At 39.5% G+C, this 18,214-nt stretch carries 15 protein-coding genes; 12 read left to right on the top strand and 3 right to left on the bottom strand.

The features are described from left to right. The first annotated feature begins 11 nt into the window (after positions 1–11). The gene (locus I7804_RS17125; protein ID WP_248404285.1) at positions 12–878 is read left to right on the top strand and encodes a DUF2225 domain-containing protein; all 867 of its coding nucleotides are present in this window, start codon (positions 12–14) and stop codon (positions 876–878) included. 114 nt (positions 879–992) lie between these two features. Here the strand turns inward: I7804_RS17125 and I7804_RS17120 are convergent, their stop codons facing one another. After that, complete coding sequence (locus I7804_RS17120) at positions 993–1,280, bottom strand: hypothetical protein (protein ID WP_248404284.1); 288 nt, start codon at positions 1,278–1,280, stop codon at positions 993–995. Positions 1,281–1,439: 159 nt separating this feature from the next. On the opposite strand from I7804_RS17120, the gene I7804_RS17115 reads away from it, so the two are divergent. The 11 genes from I7804_RS17115 to I7804_RS17065 all read left to right on the top strand — a co-directional run bounded on the left by I7804_RS17115 (position 1,440) and on the right by I7804_RS17065 (position 13,778). Next, complete coding sequence (locus I7804_RS17115) at positions 1,440–2,039, top strand: TetR/AcrR family transcriptional regulator (RefSeq protein WP_051199260.1); 600 nt, start codon at positions 1,440–1,442, stop codon at positions 2,037–2,039. Between the two features lie 60 nt (positions 2,040–2,099). After that, on the top strand, positions 2,100–3,050 hold the full coding sequence (locus tag I7804_RS17110; RefSeq protein WP_027203166.1) for a carbohydrate kinase family protein: 951 nt from the start codon (positions 2,100–2,102) through the stop codon (positions 3,048–3,050). 88 nt (positions 3,051–3,138) lie between these two features. After that, a complete protein-coding gene (malQ, locus tag I7804_RS17105) occupies positions 3,139–4,677 on the top strand; it encodes a 4-alpha-glucanotransferase (protein WP_248404283.1) in 1,539 nt (512 codons plus the stop codon). Between the two features lie 275 nt (positions 4,678–4,952). Further along, positions 4,953–5,492 (top strand): CYTH domain-containing protein, encoded by a 540-nt coding sequence (locus I7804_RS17100; RefSeq protein ID WP_330369408.1) that lies wholly within the window; start codon positions 4,953–4,955, stop codon positions 5,490–5,492. A 76-nt stretch (positions 5,493–5,568) separates the two neighbouring features. Then, complete coding sequence (gene tig / locus I7804_RS17095; protein ID WP_248404282.1) at positions 5,569–7,023, top strand: trigger factor; 1,455 nt, start codon at positions 5,569–5,571, stop codon at positions 7,021–7,023. A 365-nt stretch (positions 7,024–7,388) separates the two neighbouring features. Further along, positions 7,389–8,009: an ATP-dependent Clp endopeptidase proteolytic subunit ClpP gene (clpP, locus tag I7804_RS17090; RefSeq protein WP_022754966.1), complete on the top strand. Its 621-nt coding sequence runs from the start codon at positions 7,389–7,391 to the stop codon at positions 8,007–8,009. A gap of 25 nt (positions 8,010–8,034) precedes the next feature. After that, positions 8,035–9,300, top strand: coding sequence for an ATP-dependent Clp protease ATP-binding subunit ClpX (clpX, locus tag I7804_RS17085; protein ID WP_022754967.1), 1,266 nt, complete (start codon positions 8,035–8,037; stop codon positions 9,298–9,300). A gap of 99 nt (positions 9,301–9,399) precedes the next feature. Then, on the top strand, positions 9,400–9,987 hold the full coding sequence (yihA, locus tag I7804_RS17080; protein ID WP_022754968.1) for a ribosome biogenesis GTP-binding protein YihA/YsxC: 588 nt from the start codon (positions 9,400–9,402) through the stop codon (positions 9,985–9,987). Between the two features lie 88 nt (positions 9,988–10,075). Then, positions 10,076–10,369, top strand: coding sequence for a hypothetical protein (locus I7804_RS17075; RefSeq protein WP_027203161.1), 294 nt, complete (start codon positions 10,076–10,078; stop codon positions 10,367–10,369). Positions 10,370–10,816: 447 nt separating this feature from the next. Next, positions 10,817–13,405 carry an ATP-dependent chaperone ClpB gene (gene clpB, locus I7804_RS17070; RefSeq protein WP_027203160.1) on the top strand — a complete coding sequence of 863 codons (2,589 nt, stop codon included), beginning with the start codon at positions 10,817–10,819 and terminating at the stop codon, positions 13,403–13,405. Between the two features lie 178 nt (positions 13,406–13,583). Next, positions 13,584–13,778: a DUF4250 domain-containing protein gene (locus tag I7804_RS17065; protein WP_074758059.1), complete on the top strand. Its 195-nt coding sequence runs from the start codon at positions 13,584–13,586 to the stop codon at positions 13,776–13,778. A gap of 333 nt (positions 13,779–14,111) precedes the next feature. On the opposite strand, the gene I7804_RS17060 is transcribed toward I7804_RS17065, so the two are convergent. Next, positions 14,112–14,867 (bottom strand): response regulator, encoded by a 756-nt coding sequence (locus tag I7804_RS17060; protein ID WP_074758061.1) that lies wholly within the window; start codon positions 14,865–14,867, stop codon positions 14,112–14,114. A 101-nt stretch (positions 14,868–14,968) separates the two neighbouring features. Continuing rightward, positions 14,969–18,148: a response regulator gene (locus I7804_RS17055; RefSeq protein WP_248404281.1), complete on the bottom strand. Its 3,180-nt coding sequence runs from the start codon at positions 18,146–18,148 to the stop codon at positions 14,969–14,971. Positions 18,149–18,214: the final 66 nt, after the last annotated feature.

Raw genomic sequence — 18,214 nt, 5'->3', positions numbered from 1 at the left:
AGTGTGCTGCTATGTCATTATTTTCGGGACTTGAGAAATTCGGATTAGGTAGTCTAAAAGGTGAGAAGATATTCGACAATTCAGAAAAGAAAGTTGAAGAAAAGCCCAAAGAAGAGCCCAAAACAGTATCTGTTGCTGATGAGCTCCCTGAAGAAAAAACTCTGGTTTTTGAAAAGAAGTACGTATGTCCTGTGTGCGAGACCAGCTTTACATCGCTAACAGTCAGAACCGGTAAGGTTCATGTCAAGGAACAGGAGATAGATCTTCATCCTATCTATGATATTATGGATGAGATCAAATATGACATAGTTGCATGTCCGGCTTGTGGATATGCTGCTCTTGCCAGATATTTTGATATGATAACCAAAAGGCAGAAGGATGCTGTCCGCGAAAGGATAAGTCTGAATTTCAGACCTATAAAGCATAAGTATGAAATATATACATATGATGATGCTCTTGAGCGTTATCAGCTTGCACTTGCCAATGCTATAGTCAAGGATGCCAAGGCTTCTGAGAAGGCATATCTATGTCTTAGATATGCCTGGCTTATAAGGCAGATGCTCCGTGATCCGGTAACAATGTCGCTGCCTCATTATGATGAGCAGCGTCAGAAGGAACTTAAGGACGAAGAGAAAGAGCTTTTGAAAAATGCTCTTGAAGGCTTTGTTACAGCTAAGCAGAGTGAGTCCTTCCCTATTGCCGGGATGAATACTATCACGCTTGATTATCTTCTGGCTGCTCTTTATATGGAAAATGAAGATTATACTCCTTCATTGAAACTTATAGGAGAGATTCTTGTATCCAGATCTGCCAGCAATCATACCAAGGAGAAGGCACGTGATCTTAAGGATATGATAGAAGATAAGATGAGGGCATAATCTGTATTAAAATATATTAATGCTATAAGTAAAGTTAAAAATGATTTCAAATAATATAAAAGGCATCCGCTTTGTGCGGATGCCTTTTTGAGACTTTTCATGCAGGTAATAATATTATTTCTCATCATCGAAGAATTCTTCTGTTTCAGATTCAGCGGCTTTTTCCTCTTCTTTATCGTCTTCATTGGAAGCACGATCAAGGTTAACATATCCGCGTTCATTTGATGAGCCTTCTTCTATATCAGCATCATCAAAATCATCGAAATCATCGAAATCATCATCTTCGAGATCATCGTCGAATTCACTGTTCTTCTTGTTGAGGTAATAGTAAATACCTGCAGCGGCTGCAGCTGTAGCAGCACAAAACATTACAAATTTACCGAAACCGTGTGATTTAGACATTGTAAGCCACCTTCCTGTGCCACCGGGCACATTAACTTATTTCTACACGTGATTTTATTTTAATACATTTTGAGCAAATGGAAAAGAGGAAAAATCCTACCAAATTAACAGATTTGTGGCATAATGGTAATATAATTATAGATTTGGGAGATATAAGGCATGGACGATAAGTTTTTTGACCTGAAAAAAGAAAAACAGGACAGAATACTAAATGGGGCACTTAAGATATTTGCCTTGAATGGATATAAGAATGGAAGCACGGATGTGATAGTTAAGGAAGCCGGGATCAGTAAGGGCCTTCTTTTTCATTACTTTGGAACTAAGCAGGAACTTTACCGCTTTCTTCGTGATTATAGTATACGTTTTCTTCAATTGGAGATAAGGAGCAATGTATCTGCATCTGAGACAGACTATTTTACTATCTGGCGTCAGATCATTGCTTCAGAAGAGTCTATCATGGATCAGTATCCGTATATGATTGCTTTTTTGGAGTCTGCAGAAACTGAGACTGATCCTGATACATTTGAACCTGAAGATGAAAAAAAGAAAAGTCGTGATGTATATTCCAAAGCTTTGCAAAATGCAGATTTTGTTCACATAAATCCTGAAGTTGATATCAAGGCTATTGAAGAAATGCTCCACTTTACAAGGAACAATGTTCAAAGAAAACTCATGTTTAAAGATATGATGGATTCGGGAATATATGTACAGCAGGTATCTCACTATTTTGACATGATGGCTAAACTTACATACGTATGATACCGAAAAACATACTATGAGACTATGATCCGAAAACCGCTAATGGTGAAAGGAGTGGCCATGAGTAAAATTGTCATAGCAGGTATAACCCAGTTTGAAACTGTAATCAAGGTTGACAGTATTCCCTTTGACATGAATAGGATGATACACGATTCACCTATTTATGTCGGAGGCGGAGGCGATGCTATGAATGAAGCATTTGCCCTGACCACTCTTGGGGATCAGGTATATTTTATGTCTGTTGTCGGACAGGATCAGAATGTTGAAGTATTCAATCCGCCTGATTTTAAAGTTCATATTAATACGGATTATATACTTCCTGTTATGAAATCAACTCCTTCAGAGATTATCTTTTTTGATAATGATCAGCACCAGCTTATATTCCAGGATCTTAAGGATATAAGGGAAGCCAAGTATGATATGTCAATGGTAAGACCTATCATGGCTGAAGCTGACCTTTTACTTGTTTCTAATGCAAATTTCTGCAGACCTTTCATTCACTATGCTCTTTCAGCCGGCAAGAAGATTGCCCTTAATATGCGCTCATATTCCAAAGAAAAAGAAAAGTATAACGCTGACTTTTTGGAGAATGCAGACATCATCTATATAAGCGATGATACTATTGAAGGTGATCCATATGAATTTATAGATGACTTTGCAAGGCGCTATGATCCTGAGATCATAATCCTGGGTCAGGGCAAAACCGGTCTTATCCTCTATGATAGAGATAGGCATGTCAAATTCCACTACAATTCAGTCAAGACCAATGAAGTTGTCAATTCGCTGGGAGCCGGCAATGCTCTTATTTCCGGCTTTATTCACTATTATCTGGAAACTAAAGACAGCGTCAATGCCATCAAGAATGGACTATTATATGCTTCCTATAAGACAGGATTTATGAGAACCTGCGAAGGCTTCCTTACTCCTGAACAGGTTGAACAGTGGCGTGATCTTATATGGAAGACTCAGTCCGTAACAGATATGTATGGCATTGAAGTTCCTGAGAACTGATTTGGAAAATAATATTTGCAAATATAATGATATGTGATATTATACAAGAAAACGTTTTCCTAAAAATCTGAATGCAGGGGGTCATATAATGTCTAAAAAGACTGAAAAAACATTAAAAACAAGAAGGAGCGGAGTGCTGCTTCCTGTTTCAAGCATTCCTTCACCATATGGTATAGGTACCTTTGGAAAGGAAGCTTTTAATTTTATTGATTTTTTAAGTAAGGCCGGTCAGAGCTACTGGCAGATCCTGCCGCTTGGACCTACAAGCTACGGGGATTCTCCGTACCAGTCTTTTTCTACATTTGCAGGTAATCCTTATTTTATTGATATTGATATTCTTATAGAAAGAGGCTTTTTAAAAGTAGAAGATCTTAAGGGCTTTGACTTTGGCAAGGATCCTTCATGTGTTGATTATGAAAAGCTCTATAAAGGTCGCTTTAAGCTTTTGGAGATAGCTTTCAGAAACAGCGGACTTTCTTCCAAAAGTTCTAATAGTGCAGACCCAGCGTATGTAAAGAGATTTGCATCTTTTATTAAAACAAATGCATGGTGGCTTGATGATTATGCTCTTTTCATGGCGCTTAAAAATGTTCATGATGGTCAGGGCTTTAATAAGTGGCCTGATAATGAAAGATTAAGAGATAAGGCTACTATAGAAAAGTGCATGGACAAATACGATGACGAAGTTAACTTCTATCGCTTCCTGCAATTTGAATTTGCTATTCAGTGGGCAGAAATCAAAAATTATGCTCATCAAAAAGGTGTTGAGATAATCGGAGATATCCCGATCTATGTAGCTTATGACAGCGCAGATACCTGGGCCAATCCCAAGTTATTCCAGTTTGATAAGGATAATGTTCCTCTGGGAGTTGCAGGATGCCCTCCGGATTCCTTTAGTGCTACGGGACAGCTCTGGGGCAATCCTCTTTATGACTGGCCATATCACAAGAAGACAGGCTACGAATGGTGGATGAGGAGAATCAGCCACTGCTTCGAACTTTATGATGTAGTCAGGATCGATCATTTCAGAGGATTTGATGAGTATTATTCTATTCCTTATGGTGATCCTACAGCAGAGTTTGGCCATTGGGAGAAGGGACCTGGATATGATCTTTTCAAGACCATGAAAGATAAGTTTGGCGATAGCCTTCGCGTTATTGCAGAAGATCTGGGATTCCTTACACCTTCTGTATTAAAGCTGGTCCAGAAAACAGGTTTTCCCGGCATGAAAGTGTTACAGTTTGCATTTGACTCAAGAGAGGAGAGTGACTACCTTCCTCACAACTATCCTCACAACTGTATCGTATATACAGGAACTCATGACAATGAGACTACAAGGGGCTGGTATGAGACCTGCAATTCCAAGGACAGAGCTTTTGCCAAGAAGTATCTTGATATTCATACACGTAAGGATATTGCATGGATCTTCATAAGAAGTGCGATGGCATCCGTTGCAGATACCTGTGTTATTCCTATGCAGGATTATCTGAATCTTGATGATAGCGCCAGGATCAATACTCCTTCAGTGCTTGGTGGCAACTGGCAGTGGCGCCTTGGTAAGGATGCATGCACAGACGAACTTGCACAGCGCATGTATGATATGACCAAAACATATGGAAGAATCTGATCTTGAAATAAATATATAGAATGCTTGCCTTAGCGGCGTGGTATCCTCGATGGTTGTACAGGTGGATACCACGCCGCTTTTTACCTAATGTCGCGAGCAAAGCGAGTGACTAATGGTTCAAATTGATGGAGCTCGCGACATCAATTTGGGTTTGAAAGTGGAATACTTTCAAACTTTGACCTTTGCGTAAAGACATTATAAAATCAAATACGGCTGATGAAATGTTTGCAAGCAAAATAAAAAATAGTAACTGATTTTTATAAAGAGGTATATCTATGGGTATGGAAATTGAGAGAAAGTTTACAGTTAGAAAGCTCCCGGATGAGCTGGAAAAGTATGATTATCATTATATAGAGCAGGGGTATCTTAATGTACATCCTGCTATAAGGGTCAGGAAAGAAGATGATCACTTCTATATGACATATAAAGGAGCTGCCGGTGTTGTTGCAAAAAAAGAGTATAATATGGAGCTTGATGAATCTTCATATGATCATCTCCTGAAGAAGGCTGATGGTAATATTATTACTAAGAAAAGATATCTGATCCCAATCAATGAAGATGCATTTTCTAAAGAATATCTTGATACACATGCAGATGATGCCAAGGCTTTTTATGAGGGCGGGATCAAGATAGAGCTTGATATATTTGAAGGTTTTTTTGAAGGGCTTGTAATTGCAGAAGTGGAATTTCCTTCTATTGAAGCTTCAGAAAATTATAATCCGCCTCACTGGTTTAAAGAAGATGTAACAGGGCGTAAAGAATACAGTAATGCTCAGCTTACAAAGCTTGATAAATTTGTTGTGGAAAAAGCTTGACACATGTGGTACAATTCATAAATGGCTGTGTTTATGTTTATTATGCACATATTTTTAAGGAGGATTTATTCATAAAATGAGCGTACAGGTAGAAAAATTAGAAAAGAGCATGGCGAAGCTTACTATCGAAGTTCCTGCAGAAGAACTCGAGAAGGCTATTCAGAATGCTTATAATAAGGATAAAAACAAGATCCAGCTTCCTGGATTCCGTAAGGGTAAGGCTCCTCGTAAGATGATCGAGCGTATGTACGGTGTAGGCGTTTTCTATGAAGATGCTGCTAACGAGCTTATCAACAACGAATATCCTAAGGCTGCAGAAGAGAGCGGTGAGGCCATCGTATCTAATCCTAAGATCGAAGTTGTTCAGATCGAGTCTGGCAAGCCTTTCATTTTCACAGCAGAAGTTGCTCTTAAGCCACCGGTTGGTCTTGGAAAGTATAAGGGAATCAAGGTTTCTAAGCAGGATACAGAAGTAACAGATGCTGATATCGATGCTGAGATCAAGGCTGAGCTTAACAAGAATGCAAGAGTTGTAGAAGTTACAGATCGTGCTGTTAAGGCTGATGACCAGATCACACTTGACTTCGAAGGATTTGTTGATGATAAGGCTTTCGAAGGTGGTAAGGGAACAGATTATCCTCTTACAATCGGTTCAGGTTCATTCATTCCTGGTTTCGAAGATCAGCTTATCGGTGCTGAGATCGGCAAGGAAGTTGATGTTAATGTTACTTTCCCTGAAGAGTATCAGGAGAAGTCACTTGCAGGCAAGGCTGCAACATTCAAGTGCACTGTAAAGGGCATCAAAGAGAAGCAGCTTCCTGAATTAAATGATGAATTCGCTTCAAACGTTTCTGAGTTCGAGACACTTGCTGAGTACAAAGAGAGTGTTAAGAAGAAGCTTGAAGATAGAAAGAATGCAGAGGCTAAGGCTAAGAAGGAAGACGAGGCTGTTAAGGCTCTTATCGATGATTCAGAGATCGAGCTTCCTGAAGCTATGGTTGAGACACAGCAGAGACAGATCGTTAATGATTTCGCTCAGAGAATGCAGTATCAGGGACTTACAATGGAGCAGTATCTCCAGTACACAGGTACAACAGCTGAGAAGATGCTCGAGCAGGTAAGACCTCAGGCTGAAGAGAGAATCAAGAGCCGTCTTGTTCTTGAAGAAGTTGCTAAGGCTGAGAACATCGAAGTTTCTGATGACGAAGTTAATGCTGAGCTTCAGAAGATGGCTGATCAGTATCAGATGGAAGTTGAGAAGGTTAAGGAGATCCTTGGTGAGAATCAGATCAAGACTCTTCGTGAGGACCTTGCTGTACAGAAGGCTGCTGAGTTCATCGTAGAGAACGCTAAGGAGTCTGCTGCTAGAAAGACAACTAAGAAGGCTTCTGAGAAGGCTGACGCTGAAGAGGCTACAGAAGAAAAGCCAAAGAGAACAAGAAAGACTGCAGCTAAGAAGGCTGATTCTGAAGAGACTACAGAAGAAAAGCCAAAGAGAACAAGAAAGACAACAAAGAAGACAGAAGAATAATTCTTTGATTTCTTGAACTTGAAAAAAGTAATATAAAACATAAGATGATCCTCCATAAGTAGACTTCTTTATTTATATCTGCTTGTGGAGGTGATTTTGTATATTTGACTATATAAAAGGTAAAGTCAATGACTTGTAATGACGATATAATAATTGGTTTTATGCTGCTCGTGTACTAACTCATTCATATTTGATCAGAGTACCTGTCTTTAGCATAATTGTCAGTTATAGGTTTCGATTATTACGATTTTATAGTTATTTCATTGATTTAACCCCTTAGAAAGCGTAAACTGATATTGTGATGCTATAGTGCACCATTATTTTTATTTTACTAGTTGACATAAAAAGATTGGAGGACAATTAAAATGAGTTTGATCCCTTATGTCATTGAACAGACAAGCCGTGGAGAACGTTCATATGATATATATTCACGTTTGCTTGAAGACCGTATTATCTTTCTTGGCGAGGAAGTTAATGCTACATCAGCAAGTGTAATAGTAGCACAGCTGTTATTTCTTGAGGCAGAAGATCCTTCTAAGGATATCCACCTTTACATCAACAGCCCCGGTGGAGAGATTACATCCGGTATGGCTATCTATGATACAATGCAGTACATCAAGTGTGATGTGTCTACTATCTGTATAGGTATGGCAGCAAGTATGGGTGCATTCCTTCTTACAGGCGGTGCCAAAGGTAAGCGTCTTGCACTTCCTAATGCAGAGATCATGATCCACCAGCCACTTGGCGGAACTCAGGGTCAGGCTACAGAGATCGAAATTGCTGCTAAGCATATCATCAAGACACGTGAGAAGATGAATACTATCATGGCTGAGAATACAGGCAGAACATACGAAGAGATTGCAGCAGCAACTGAGCGTGATAACTGGATGTCAGCTGAGGAAGCGCTTAAGTTCGGTCTTATCGATTCTGTTGTAACTGCAAGAACACAGTCCGGTGAAGAGAAGGACAAGAAAGATAAGAAATAATTACTATCACTTATAAGGAGTAAGAATGGCAGGTAAAATTTCCGGAGAAATCAGATGCTCTTTTTGCAATAAGACTCAGGATCAGGTCAAGAAGCTTATAGCTGGACCTGCAGGTGTATATATTTGTGATGAGTGCGTTGAGATATGCTCAGATATAATTGAAGAGGAATTTGAAGAAGAGCCGGAAGAGAGCATTGATCACAATATCAATCTCTTAAAGCCGGTTGAGATCAAAGAGTTCCTTGATGAGTATGTTATCGGACAGGAAGAAGCTAAAAAGGTTCTTGCTGTGTCTGTATACAACCACTACAAGAGGGTCACAAGCCCCAGAAATTCTGTCGATGATGTAGAACTTCAAAAGAGCAATATCTGCATGATAGGACCTACCGGTTCAGGTAAGACTTATCTTGCTCAGACACTTGCAAAGATCATTAATGTTCCTTTTGCAATTGCAGATGCGACTACTCTTACTGAGGCTGGTTATGTCGGAGAAGATGTTGAGAACATTCTTCTGAAGCTGATCCAGGCTGCAGATTATGATATTGAGCGTGCTCAGTATGGAATTATCTACATCGATGAGATAGACAAGATCAGTAAGAAGGGTGAGAACGTATCTATCACCAGAGATGTATCAGGTGAAGGTGTTCAGCAGGCTCTTCTTAAGATTATAGAAGGTACGGTTGCAAGTGTTCCTCCTCAGGGCGGACGTAAGCATCCTCATCAGGAAGTGATTCAGATCGATACCAGCAATATCCTTTTCATATGCGGTGGAGCTTTTGATGGTCTTGAGAAGATCATTGAAGCCAGAATTGATCATAAGTCAATTGGATTTAATGCTGAAATCCTTGATAAGTCAGAACGTGAGATAGGACAGGTGCTTGAGCATGTAACACCTCAGGATCTTGTTAAGTTCGGTCTTATCCCTGAGTTTGTAGGTCGTGTTCCGATCACAGTAACTCTTGAAGGACTTACAGAAGAATCTCTTGTGCGTATTCTTAAAGAGCCTAGAAATGCTCTTGTTAAGCAGTATCAGAAGCTTTTCGGACTTGATGATGTACAGCTTACATTTGAAGATGATGCGATCATGAAGATAGCTTCTATGGCTCATGAGAGAGCTACTGGTGCTCGTGGCCTTCGTTCTATCATGGAGAAGGCTATGATGGATGTTATGTACAAGATTCCATCTGATGAGAATGTAGAAGAGTGTATCGTTACGAAAGCAGCAGTTGAAGGTGAGAGCCAGCCGCTTCTCGTCTACAAGGATCAGAAGAGACTTAAGACTGCTAAATAATAGCACAGCCTGATTGCGAATATTGGCAATGCAGACAGTGCAGGTGACTGATAATACAGGCAGGGGTGCAAGCTCCTGCCTTGTTTTTGGAGAAATATAATGGAATTTAAGATCAAGAATGCTGAACTTGAGATAGTATGTGGTATAACCAGTAAGCTTCCTAATAACTCTCAGCCTGAATTTGCTTTTGCTGGTAAGAGTAATGTTGGTAAGTCTTCACTTATCAACGGACTTATGAATCGTAAGAATCTTGCTCGTACGAGTGCAGAACCCGGCAAGACGCAGACTATCAATTTTTATCATGTTAATAATGAATTTTATCTTGTGGATCTTCCTGGATATGGATATGCCAAGAGAGCCAAAGGTGAGGTTGAAAAGTGGGGTAGGATGATAGAGAACTATCTCCATACATCCAGAGTTCTTAAGAATGTATTTCTTTTGATAGATATAAGACATGAGCCTTCTGCCAATGACATCCAGATGTATGAATGGATAGTTCATCAGGGATTTGAGCCTATCATAATTGCCACTAAAGCTGATAAGCTCAATAAGTCGCAGCTTCCCAAGGCTATCAAGCTCATACGTCAGACACTTAATATGCCTGAAGATGAACTCCTCATTCCATATTCAGCTGTTACCAAAAAGGGGAGAGAAGAAATCTACGATATCATAAATGATAGAATGTAGAAAATAATATGTTAAAGCGTTATAATTATTTTAATAAGAGTATTATTTTATAGAATCCGGATTGATTCCAGGGAGAAAGGAAGCATTTATGAGATGTATCAGAACTCCTATTAAATCAACAGTCTATAAGTATGAGCTTGGCAAAGGCTTTGAGGATGGTTTTGAACCATATTCTGAAGTTGTGACCAAAGGCTGGTTCGTGACAGATAATCTTGTTAAAGTAACGCGTGATAACGGTCTTATAGTATGTCCATACATCAATCACAGGAGAGGTCGTACTTTTGTCTGTGAGAATGATTATGTAATAGTCGATGATGACGGTACCAAGCATCTATGCGGTCATGATAAGATCTTTGATAGGTATGATATCATTGAAGAGTAGTCTGGATTATGCATAGGCATGAGCAAAGTAGCACGTAGTGCGGATTTGCGAATGTTTGAGGGCGCAATACATCCGGGGGATGTCTGCTTTGCGCCGACCGGAGTGGAACGTAGATGTGAGAGTTTCGAAGAAACGGAACAATCCGGTAGTCATATGGTGTCAAAAGGAACTTTTGACACCTGCCTCATAGGATGTATAATTTCAAAAAAGCAGTTATTTATGCGGGAGCACGAAAGTGTTTCCGCTTTTTTTATATTTATTTTATTGACTACAGATGTTATAGTGTTATAGTTGATATAGAACAAATGGAACGGATATGGTTTGTACTATGAGCCGGCAACCAGTATCCATAGAAGAGTTGTTCAAGATCATGGTAAACATAAGAGCTATTCAGAATTATGATAAACTCTTCAATTTAGTATAGGCTCGTAGCATGAGGGAGATATTATGAATATTCAGAAATTCACACAGAAGTCTCTGGAAGCTGTTAATAATTGTGATAGTGTTGCAAATGAATATGGCAATCAGGAGATAGAGCAGGAACACCTTCTGTATTCGCTGCTTACAATTGACGATAGCCTTATTGCTAATCTGATGGAGAAGATGGATATTGATCTGGATGCTCTTATAAGTAGAGTAGAAAGATCTATTCAAAAGCGTCCTAAGGTTCAGGGTGGCCGAACTTATGTGGGTGAAAACCTTAATAAGGTTCTGATCAACGCCGAAAATGAAGCTAAGGCATTAGGAGACTCTTTTGTGTCTATAGAATGCTTGTTTTTGGCACTGCTTAGATATCCTAATAAAGAGATCAAAACAATATTTAAAGAGTTTGATATTACAAGGGAATTATTTCTTAAAGCTTTGTCGGGAGTAAGAGGCAATAGAACAGTAGACTCTGATAATCCGGAAGCTACATATGATACTCTGTCAAAATATGGTGAAGAGCTTGTGGAGAAAGCAAGAAATCAAAAACTGGATCCTGTAATAGGCAGAGATTCAGAGATCAGAACAGTCATCCAGATCCTGTCACGTAAGACTAAGAATAATCCTGTACTGATCGGTGAACCCGGTGTTGGTAAAACAGCAGTTGTAGAAGCCCTTGCACAGCGTATAGCAAATGGAGATGTACCGACATCTTTAAAAGACAAGAAAATCTTTTCCCTTGATATGGGTGCTCTTGTTGCAGGAGCTAAGTACAGAGGTGAATTCGAAGAAAGACTTAAGGCTGTTCTTGAAGATGTTGCAAAGTCTGATGGCGAGATAATCCTCTTCATTGATGAGCTTCATACGATCGTTGGCGCAGGTAAGACAGATGGCGCTCTTGATGCGGGTAATATGCTTAAGCCTATGCTTGCAAGAGGAGAACTACACTGTATTGGTGCGACAACTCTTAATGAATACCGTCAGTATATAGAGAAGGATGCTGCCCTTGAAAGACGTTTCCAGCCTGTAATGGTAGATGAACCAACTGTAGAAGATACAATTAGTATACTCAGAGGTATCAAGGAACGATATGAGGTTTTCCATGGTGTCAAGATCATGGACAATGCTCTTGTTAGTGCTGCGGTACTATCGAATAGGTATATATCAGACAGGTTTCTTCCTGATAAGGCCATAGACCTTGTGGATGAGGCTTGCGCCCTTATTAAGACTGAAAATGATACAAAACCTGTCGAGATAGACGAGCTTACCCGTAAGAGAGATCAGCTTGAGATAGAAAAGACAGCTCTTGAAAAGGAGGATGATTCTCTTTCTAAAGAACGTCTTGAAAATCTTAAGAAAGAGCTGGCAGAGCTTAATGATAAGCTTTCAGTTCTTAATTCAAAATGGGAGAATGAGAAGCATCTGGCAGATCATCTTTCACAGCTTCGTGAACAGATTGAAGCAGCAAAGTCTGAAATAGAATTTGCTAAGAGAAATGGTGATCTTGCAAAAGCAGCTGAACTTCAGTATGGAAAGTTGCCTTCACTTGAAAAGGAACTTGAAACAGCAGAAGAAAAAGAGCAGGAAAAAGAAAATTCTATTATAAGCAGCAGGGTCTCCGAAGACGAGATAGCCCGCATAGTATCCAAGTGGACAGGAATTCCTGTAGCCAAGCTATCTGAAAGCGAGAGAAGTAAGACCCTTCACCTTGCTGATGAACTTCACAAGAAAGTTATAGGTCAGGATGAAGCGGTAACTAAAGTTTCAGAAGCTATCATGAGATCCAAGGCCGGTATCAAGGATCCATCCAAGCCTATAGGTTCATTCCTTTTCCTTGGACCAACAGGCGTTGGTAAGACAGAACTTGCCAAGTCCCTTGCTGCATCACTTTTTGATGATGAAAACAATATGGTAAGGATCGACATGAGTGAGTATATGGAGAAATACTCAGTGTCAAGACTTATAGGAGCACCTCCCGGATATGTTGGATATGAAGAAGGAGGTCAGCTTACAGAGGCAGTTCGAAGGAAGCCTTTCTCAGTAGTTCTTTTTGATGAGATCGAGAAGGCACATCCTGATGTATTTAATGTTATGCTTCAGATACTTGATGATGGACGAGTTACAGATTCTCAGGGACGTACTGTTGACTTTAAGAATACGATCCTTATCATGACATCTAACCTTGGCGCGCAGAGCCTTCTGGAGGGTATTAGAGACGATGGCACGATAGAAGAGAGTGCTCAAAACGAGGTTATGAATGAACTTCGTATGCACTTTAGACCGGAATTTCTTAACAGACTTGATGAGATCATTATGTTCAGACCTCTTACCAGAGACAATGTTTTTGGTATAGTTGATCTTATTGTGGATGATCTTAACAGAAGACTTGAGGAAAGAGAGATAAGTATCAGGATTACAGATGCTGCCAAGAAGTATATAACAGATCAGGCGTATGATCCAAGCTACGGAGCTAGACCTCTTAAGAGATATATACAAAAAAATGTTGAAACAATGTCTGCAAAGCTTATACTTGAAGATAAAGTAAAGCCTAAAGATGTGATAACATTTGATGTATCAGATGGCCAGCTTACAGCCTGGGCAGAACATGAGTAAAGTAGCATATAATGCGGATTTGCAAATGATTGAGAATTGTGAGAGTTTTTAAGAAAAGGAACAATCCGGAAGTCATAAGATGTCAAAAGGAACTTATGAACACTGCATCATCTGATAATACAATTTTAAGTATAATACTGCCGGCTATAGATTCCGGCAGTATTTATAAGGAGAACATATGTCACTTGAAAATATCCCAAAAGATCCTGTAATGCTCATGTCTTTTTTGAACATGAAGCTAAGAGACCACTATTCATCTCTGGAAGCCCTTGCAGATGATATGGACATAAATGATCAAGAGCTAAAGAATATACTAGACAAACTACAAAACGCCGGCTTCACATATAACAATGCCAGAAACCAGTTTGTGTAATACCACTTGACAAGTGCAGTATCCTCAAGTTTTTTGCGGGGGCGTAGATTTTGGGCGAGCAGTATATAAATCATTGCCACGCTTTTTAATTGGTTTATAAAATTCATGAGCGTGATAGATGGGACTTTTTGTTCTGCAAGGGGTCCGCATGTTTGAGCGAAGCGAGTTTCGGACCCCAGAACAAAAAGGGCCAGATATCATGCCATGAATTTATAAAACAATTATAGCGTGGCAATGATTTATATACTGCTCGTCCAAAATCTACGTCCTCGCAAAAAACTTGAGGATACTGCACCTCACAATCGCATCTCACAATCGCTCCAACCAAAGGTCCTAAGACCTTCCTTCAAAGAATTCATTGATCTGTTGTACGAGTTCCGGTGGCGGCATTGATTTAAGCAGGTATTTTTCGGGCTTAAGTGCCGCTACTTTTAGTACGGATGTTTTATCACTCTTGGCTGTGAGGAACATAACAGGTATGCTCTTGGTCATAGGGTCATTTCGAAGCATTGCAAAGACCTGAGGACCTGATACTACAGGCATCATATAATCAAGAAGTATAAGATCCACTTTATTATTTGCAAGGAAAGTGATGGCATTCATTCCGGAATTGGCGATATATACTTCGTATTTTATTGAAAGCCATTCTTTGATGGTCCTAAGCATTACGCCGTCATCATCTACGACCAGGATTCTCTTTTTTTCTGAAGTAGTATCCAGAAGTGAATGAACTACCAGGTCATTCATCGCACTTGCAAGCATTTTGACATTAAGAGGGCGCTCGAATTTACGGGTGATCTTAGCTTCAGGGATCACCTCAAAGGCTGAATCGAATTCGTTATTGCTGCCAATAAGGAACAGCATGATATGATCAGTGTCTATGAGTTCACGAAGCACTTCCATAACATCGCCAGGGACAGGATCTTCCAGATACATTATATAAAGCGGAGTACGTCCCGTCGTTGCTTTGATAAGGTCAGGCTCAGGATTAACGCCTATAACTTCATACCCTTCGGCCTCAAGCCCTTTGACAACAGCTTTGACCATGAACTTTTTGGAATCGCCTATTAGAATAGCCTTCTTTTCCATGGAGTGTTTCCTTTCAGAAAAGGCACAATAGCTATATTTTCATAAAGTGTTGTACTATAATCTATGATACCATATTTTGACAGCTTGATGACGCGATTTTGTTATTTTTGCAAAATCTTAAGAATCCCGTCGCGGTTGACTGCCTGAAGCATTATCCTTATTTTTTCAAGTAGTTCTTTGGAATCTTCAGGAATTTGATAGTTTTCGTATAGTTCGTTTATAGCAGCATCTGCGCTGTCAAAATCGAATGCCTCTACAAGTTCTCTTATTCCGTCTTTATATTCTTTTAGTTCTTTGTCTGATATCAAAGGAAGTTCATTATTATCATGATTGTCACTGTTTTCTTCGTTTAGTATAGGAGATAGTTTGTCTTTGTATCCATAGAATAGAGCCAGAAGTTGGGGTGTCTTTGCAACTATCTCACTTTCGTTCTTTTCATCACCACATTTTTCCAGATATTCTGCATCCTTCGAAAGTTTCAAAGCTCCTATAAGCCTGGATGAGCTCTTAAGAGAATGAACCTGAATAGTGTAGTTCTCATAGTCTTTGGCCTTGGCATATTCTTCAATGAGCTTACCTTTGTCTTTAATTGATGAATAGAAATCTTTTATAATTTTTAGTAATATATCAGGGCTCCCGCAGTTTTGAATAGCAACCTCAATGTCGATCCCTGCAGAAGCTCCAAGACTCTTTAAATCTTTAAGTGGATATTTTCGTCCGTTTATTATGATATATTCAGCATCGTTTTCATCTGATGCTTTGACAGGGGCTTTTTTCATGTCTTGAATATCAGCTGCATATTCAGGAGTTCCGAACATATGAACGTATTTGGCAGGTAGATAGTCGATAAGCATTTTTTCCAGCTTTAGAGTATCAACCGGTTTTGACAGATAATCTGAGAATCCGGCTTCAAGGTATTCTTCTCTTGCTCCAGCTATGGCGTTGGCGGTAAGGGCTATACAAGGTGCATTAATAGACAAGTTGCGCTCTCCCATATTCCTAAGCCTGTGAAGTGTCTCGACGCCGTCCATCTCCGGCATTCTATGGTCGATAAATATTATGTCATAAGGACACTTTTGAACCATCTCAAGGCACTGTGCACCCGAAGATGCTGTATCAACGGTGATCTGAGTATCTTTTAACAGGCCTACTATCACAGTCAGGTTCATAGCAGTATCGTCAACAACAAGGATCTTTGCATCAGGTGCATGGAAAGCGGTGTGGTATTTCTTGTGGGATGATACATTCTTTTTAAAGGACTGCGCTATATCACCTATAGGTTCATTTGATATGACTCTTTGCTTTATGGCAAAATAGAATTCACTTCCTACACCGTACTGGCTGCTGACTTCAATATGTGAATCCATCATCTTTAGAAGATTCTGAACGATACTTATTCCAAGACCGGTGCCTTCTACTGTACGGTTTTTGATCTCATCCATGCGCTCAAAAGGAGTGTACAGGCGGCTCATTTCTTCTTCTTTCATGCCGATGCCTGTATCTTTGATCCTGATCTTAAGTGTGATGTTCTCAGTGTCAGCTTCTTCATAATCAATATACAGGGTAACGGATCCTTCATTGGTATACTTGACAGCGTTGGTTAGGATATTCACTATACACTGCTTGATCCTTATATCATCACCGTAGAGAGTGTTGGGGATATTAGGATCCACATGTATTATAAAGTCAAGGTGCTTCTCCTGAGCTCTTATGGAGATCATATTATAAAGGTCTACGATCATGGAACCAATATCATATTCGACCGGTATGATCTCCATCTTACCGGCTTCTATCTTGGAGAAGTCAAGTATATCATTGACCAGCGACAACAAGGTTCGCCCGGACGACTGTATGCTAAGGGCATAGAGAGTCAGATTTTCATCGTTGTCATATTCTCTGAGTATCATCTCATCCATTCCAAGGATGACATTGATAGGCGTTCTAAGCTCATGAGACATGTTTGATAGAAAAGAGTTTTTGGCAACATTGGCCTGAGTAGCAACTCTAAGGTCTTCTTTTAGCTTTTGCTCCTGACGCATTGAATTGACATAGTTCACAAGATATTCTGTGGTCTTTTCAATGCTGTGATACAGACCTTCTACTTCGTTTCCTGTATCAATATTCAGTTCATGTATAGCGTTGACTTTTTCGACTATGTTATGGTCATATTCACCTTTTATATCAGATCTTATTTCAGAGCCTGTAACCTCGTTGTCATAGGAGTCATCCACGAAATCGGATGTAGCTTTAGTCAGTCGTACAATAGGAGCGGCTATCCTTTTCTGAGAAAAATAATTTGTAAATATACCGGTAGGTATTGCTATGTTCATGATGAACATGATGAGTCTTATATTATAGGCAATACCATTTCTGTTATATACAAAAGTGTTGTAAGAAGTGGGTTCAAGAACATTGGACAGATTAAAAGTAGCTCCGTTGTCGTATAATTCTGCGTTGTTTATATCATCATTATTATAACCGGCTCTGTCAGAGCTCATGTCAAGAACATCAAGGATTCCGCTTACAGCCCCTGCTTTCTCGGAAGGAACTATAACATCCGGTTCGATTGAAGGGATCAAAAATGCAGAAGCAAAAGCAGCGCCAAAACTGAATATGATACAGTCAAGAGCTATAAGGGTTGTAAGATGCGTACTTATAGTAGACTTCTGGATAGTCTGATAATCTTTGTTGGTATAGTAGACTCCGTAAGGAATCTTGGATTTAAGAAAGTCAGGAAGATACTTGAAGATCTGATGCAATAAGGCAAAAGAAATAAGAGCTTCAGGCAGTGCTCCGATCATATAAAGAGCATATGTTTCGGACATGGGCCTTAGAAGCTGTATATTTCTGATCCTGCATACCAGAAACCACCATAAAGGACCGAGGTTGAATGCAGTGATAAGAGCACCGATAAGAGCAACAGTTCTTTTTAAAAACCATCTGTGGGATGACATATATCCTATTGCAAAAACTGTCGCAGTAAAAATAAACATCATGTAAAGGTATCTTGTATCTGAAATCGCTTTATAGATGAAAATAGTATATACAAGAAGTATTCCCCAGAAATAACCGTGAAGACCAGTAAGGAGTATAAGAGGGATATCTTTGAATGTGATCTCGAAGGTTACTTTGCCAAGATCTACCGGTATCCCGGAATCAACAAAGCAGATAGAGATGATCGTAGCACAAATATAGCAAATAAAACTGATAAAGTGCTTCAGTATTTTTTGCTTATCGATCGTACCTATTATGTCAAAAATCAGTAGTCTTCTATTAGACATGCTCGCTCCAATTATAAAATAATAGATGGATCAGATATTTTATCGGCATTTTTTTCCAAAAAGAAT

This window comes from Butyrivibrio fibrisolvens, from assembly GCF_023206215.1.
GTDB lineage: Bacteria > Bacillota > Clostridia > Lachnospirales > Lachnospiraceae > Butyrivibrio > Butyrivibrio fibrisolvens_C.
This window is presented reverse-complemented; position numbering and strand designations above follow the sequence as displayed.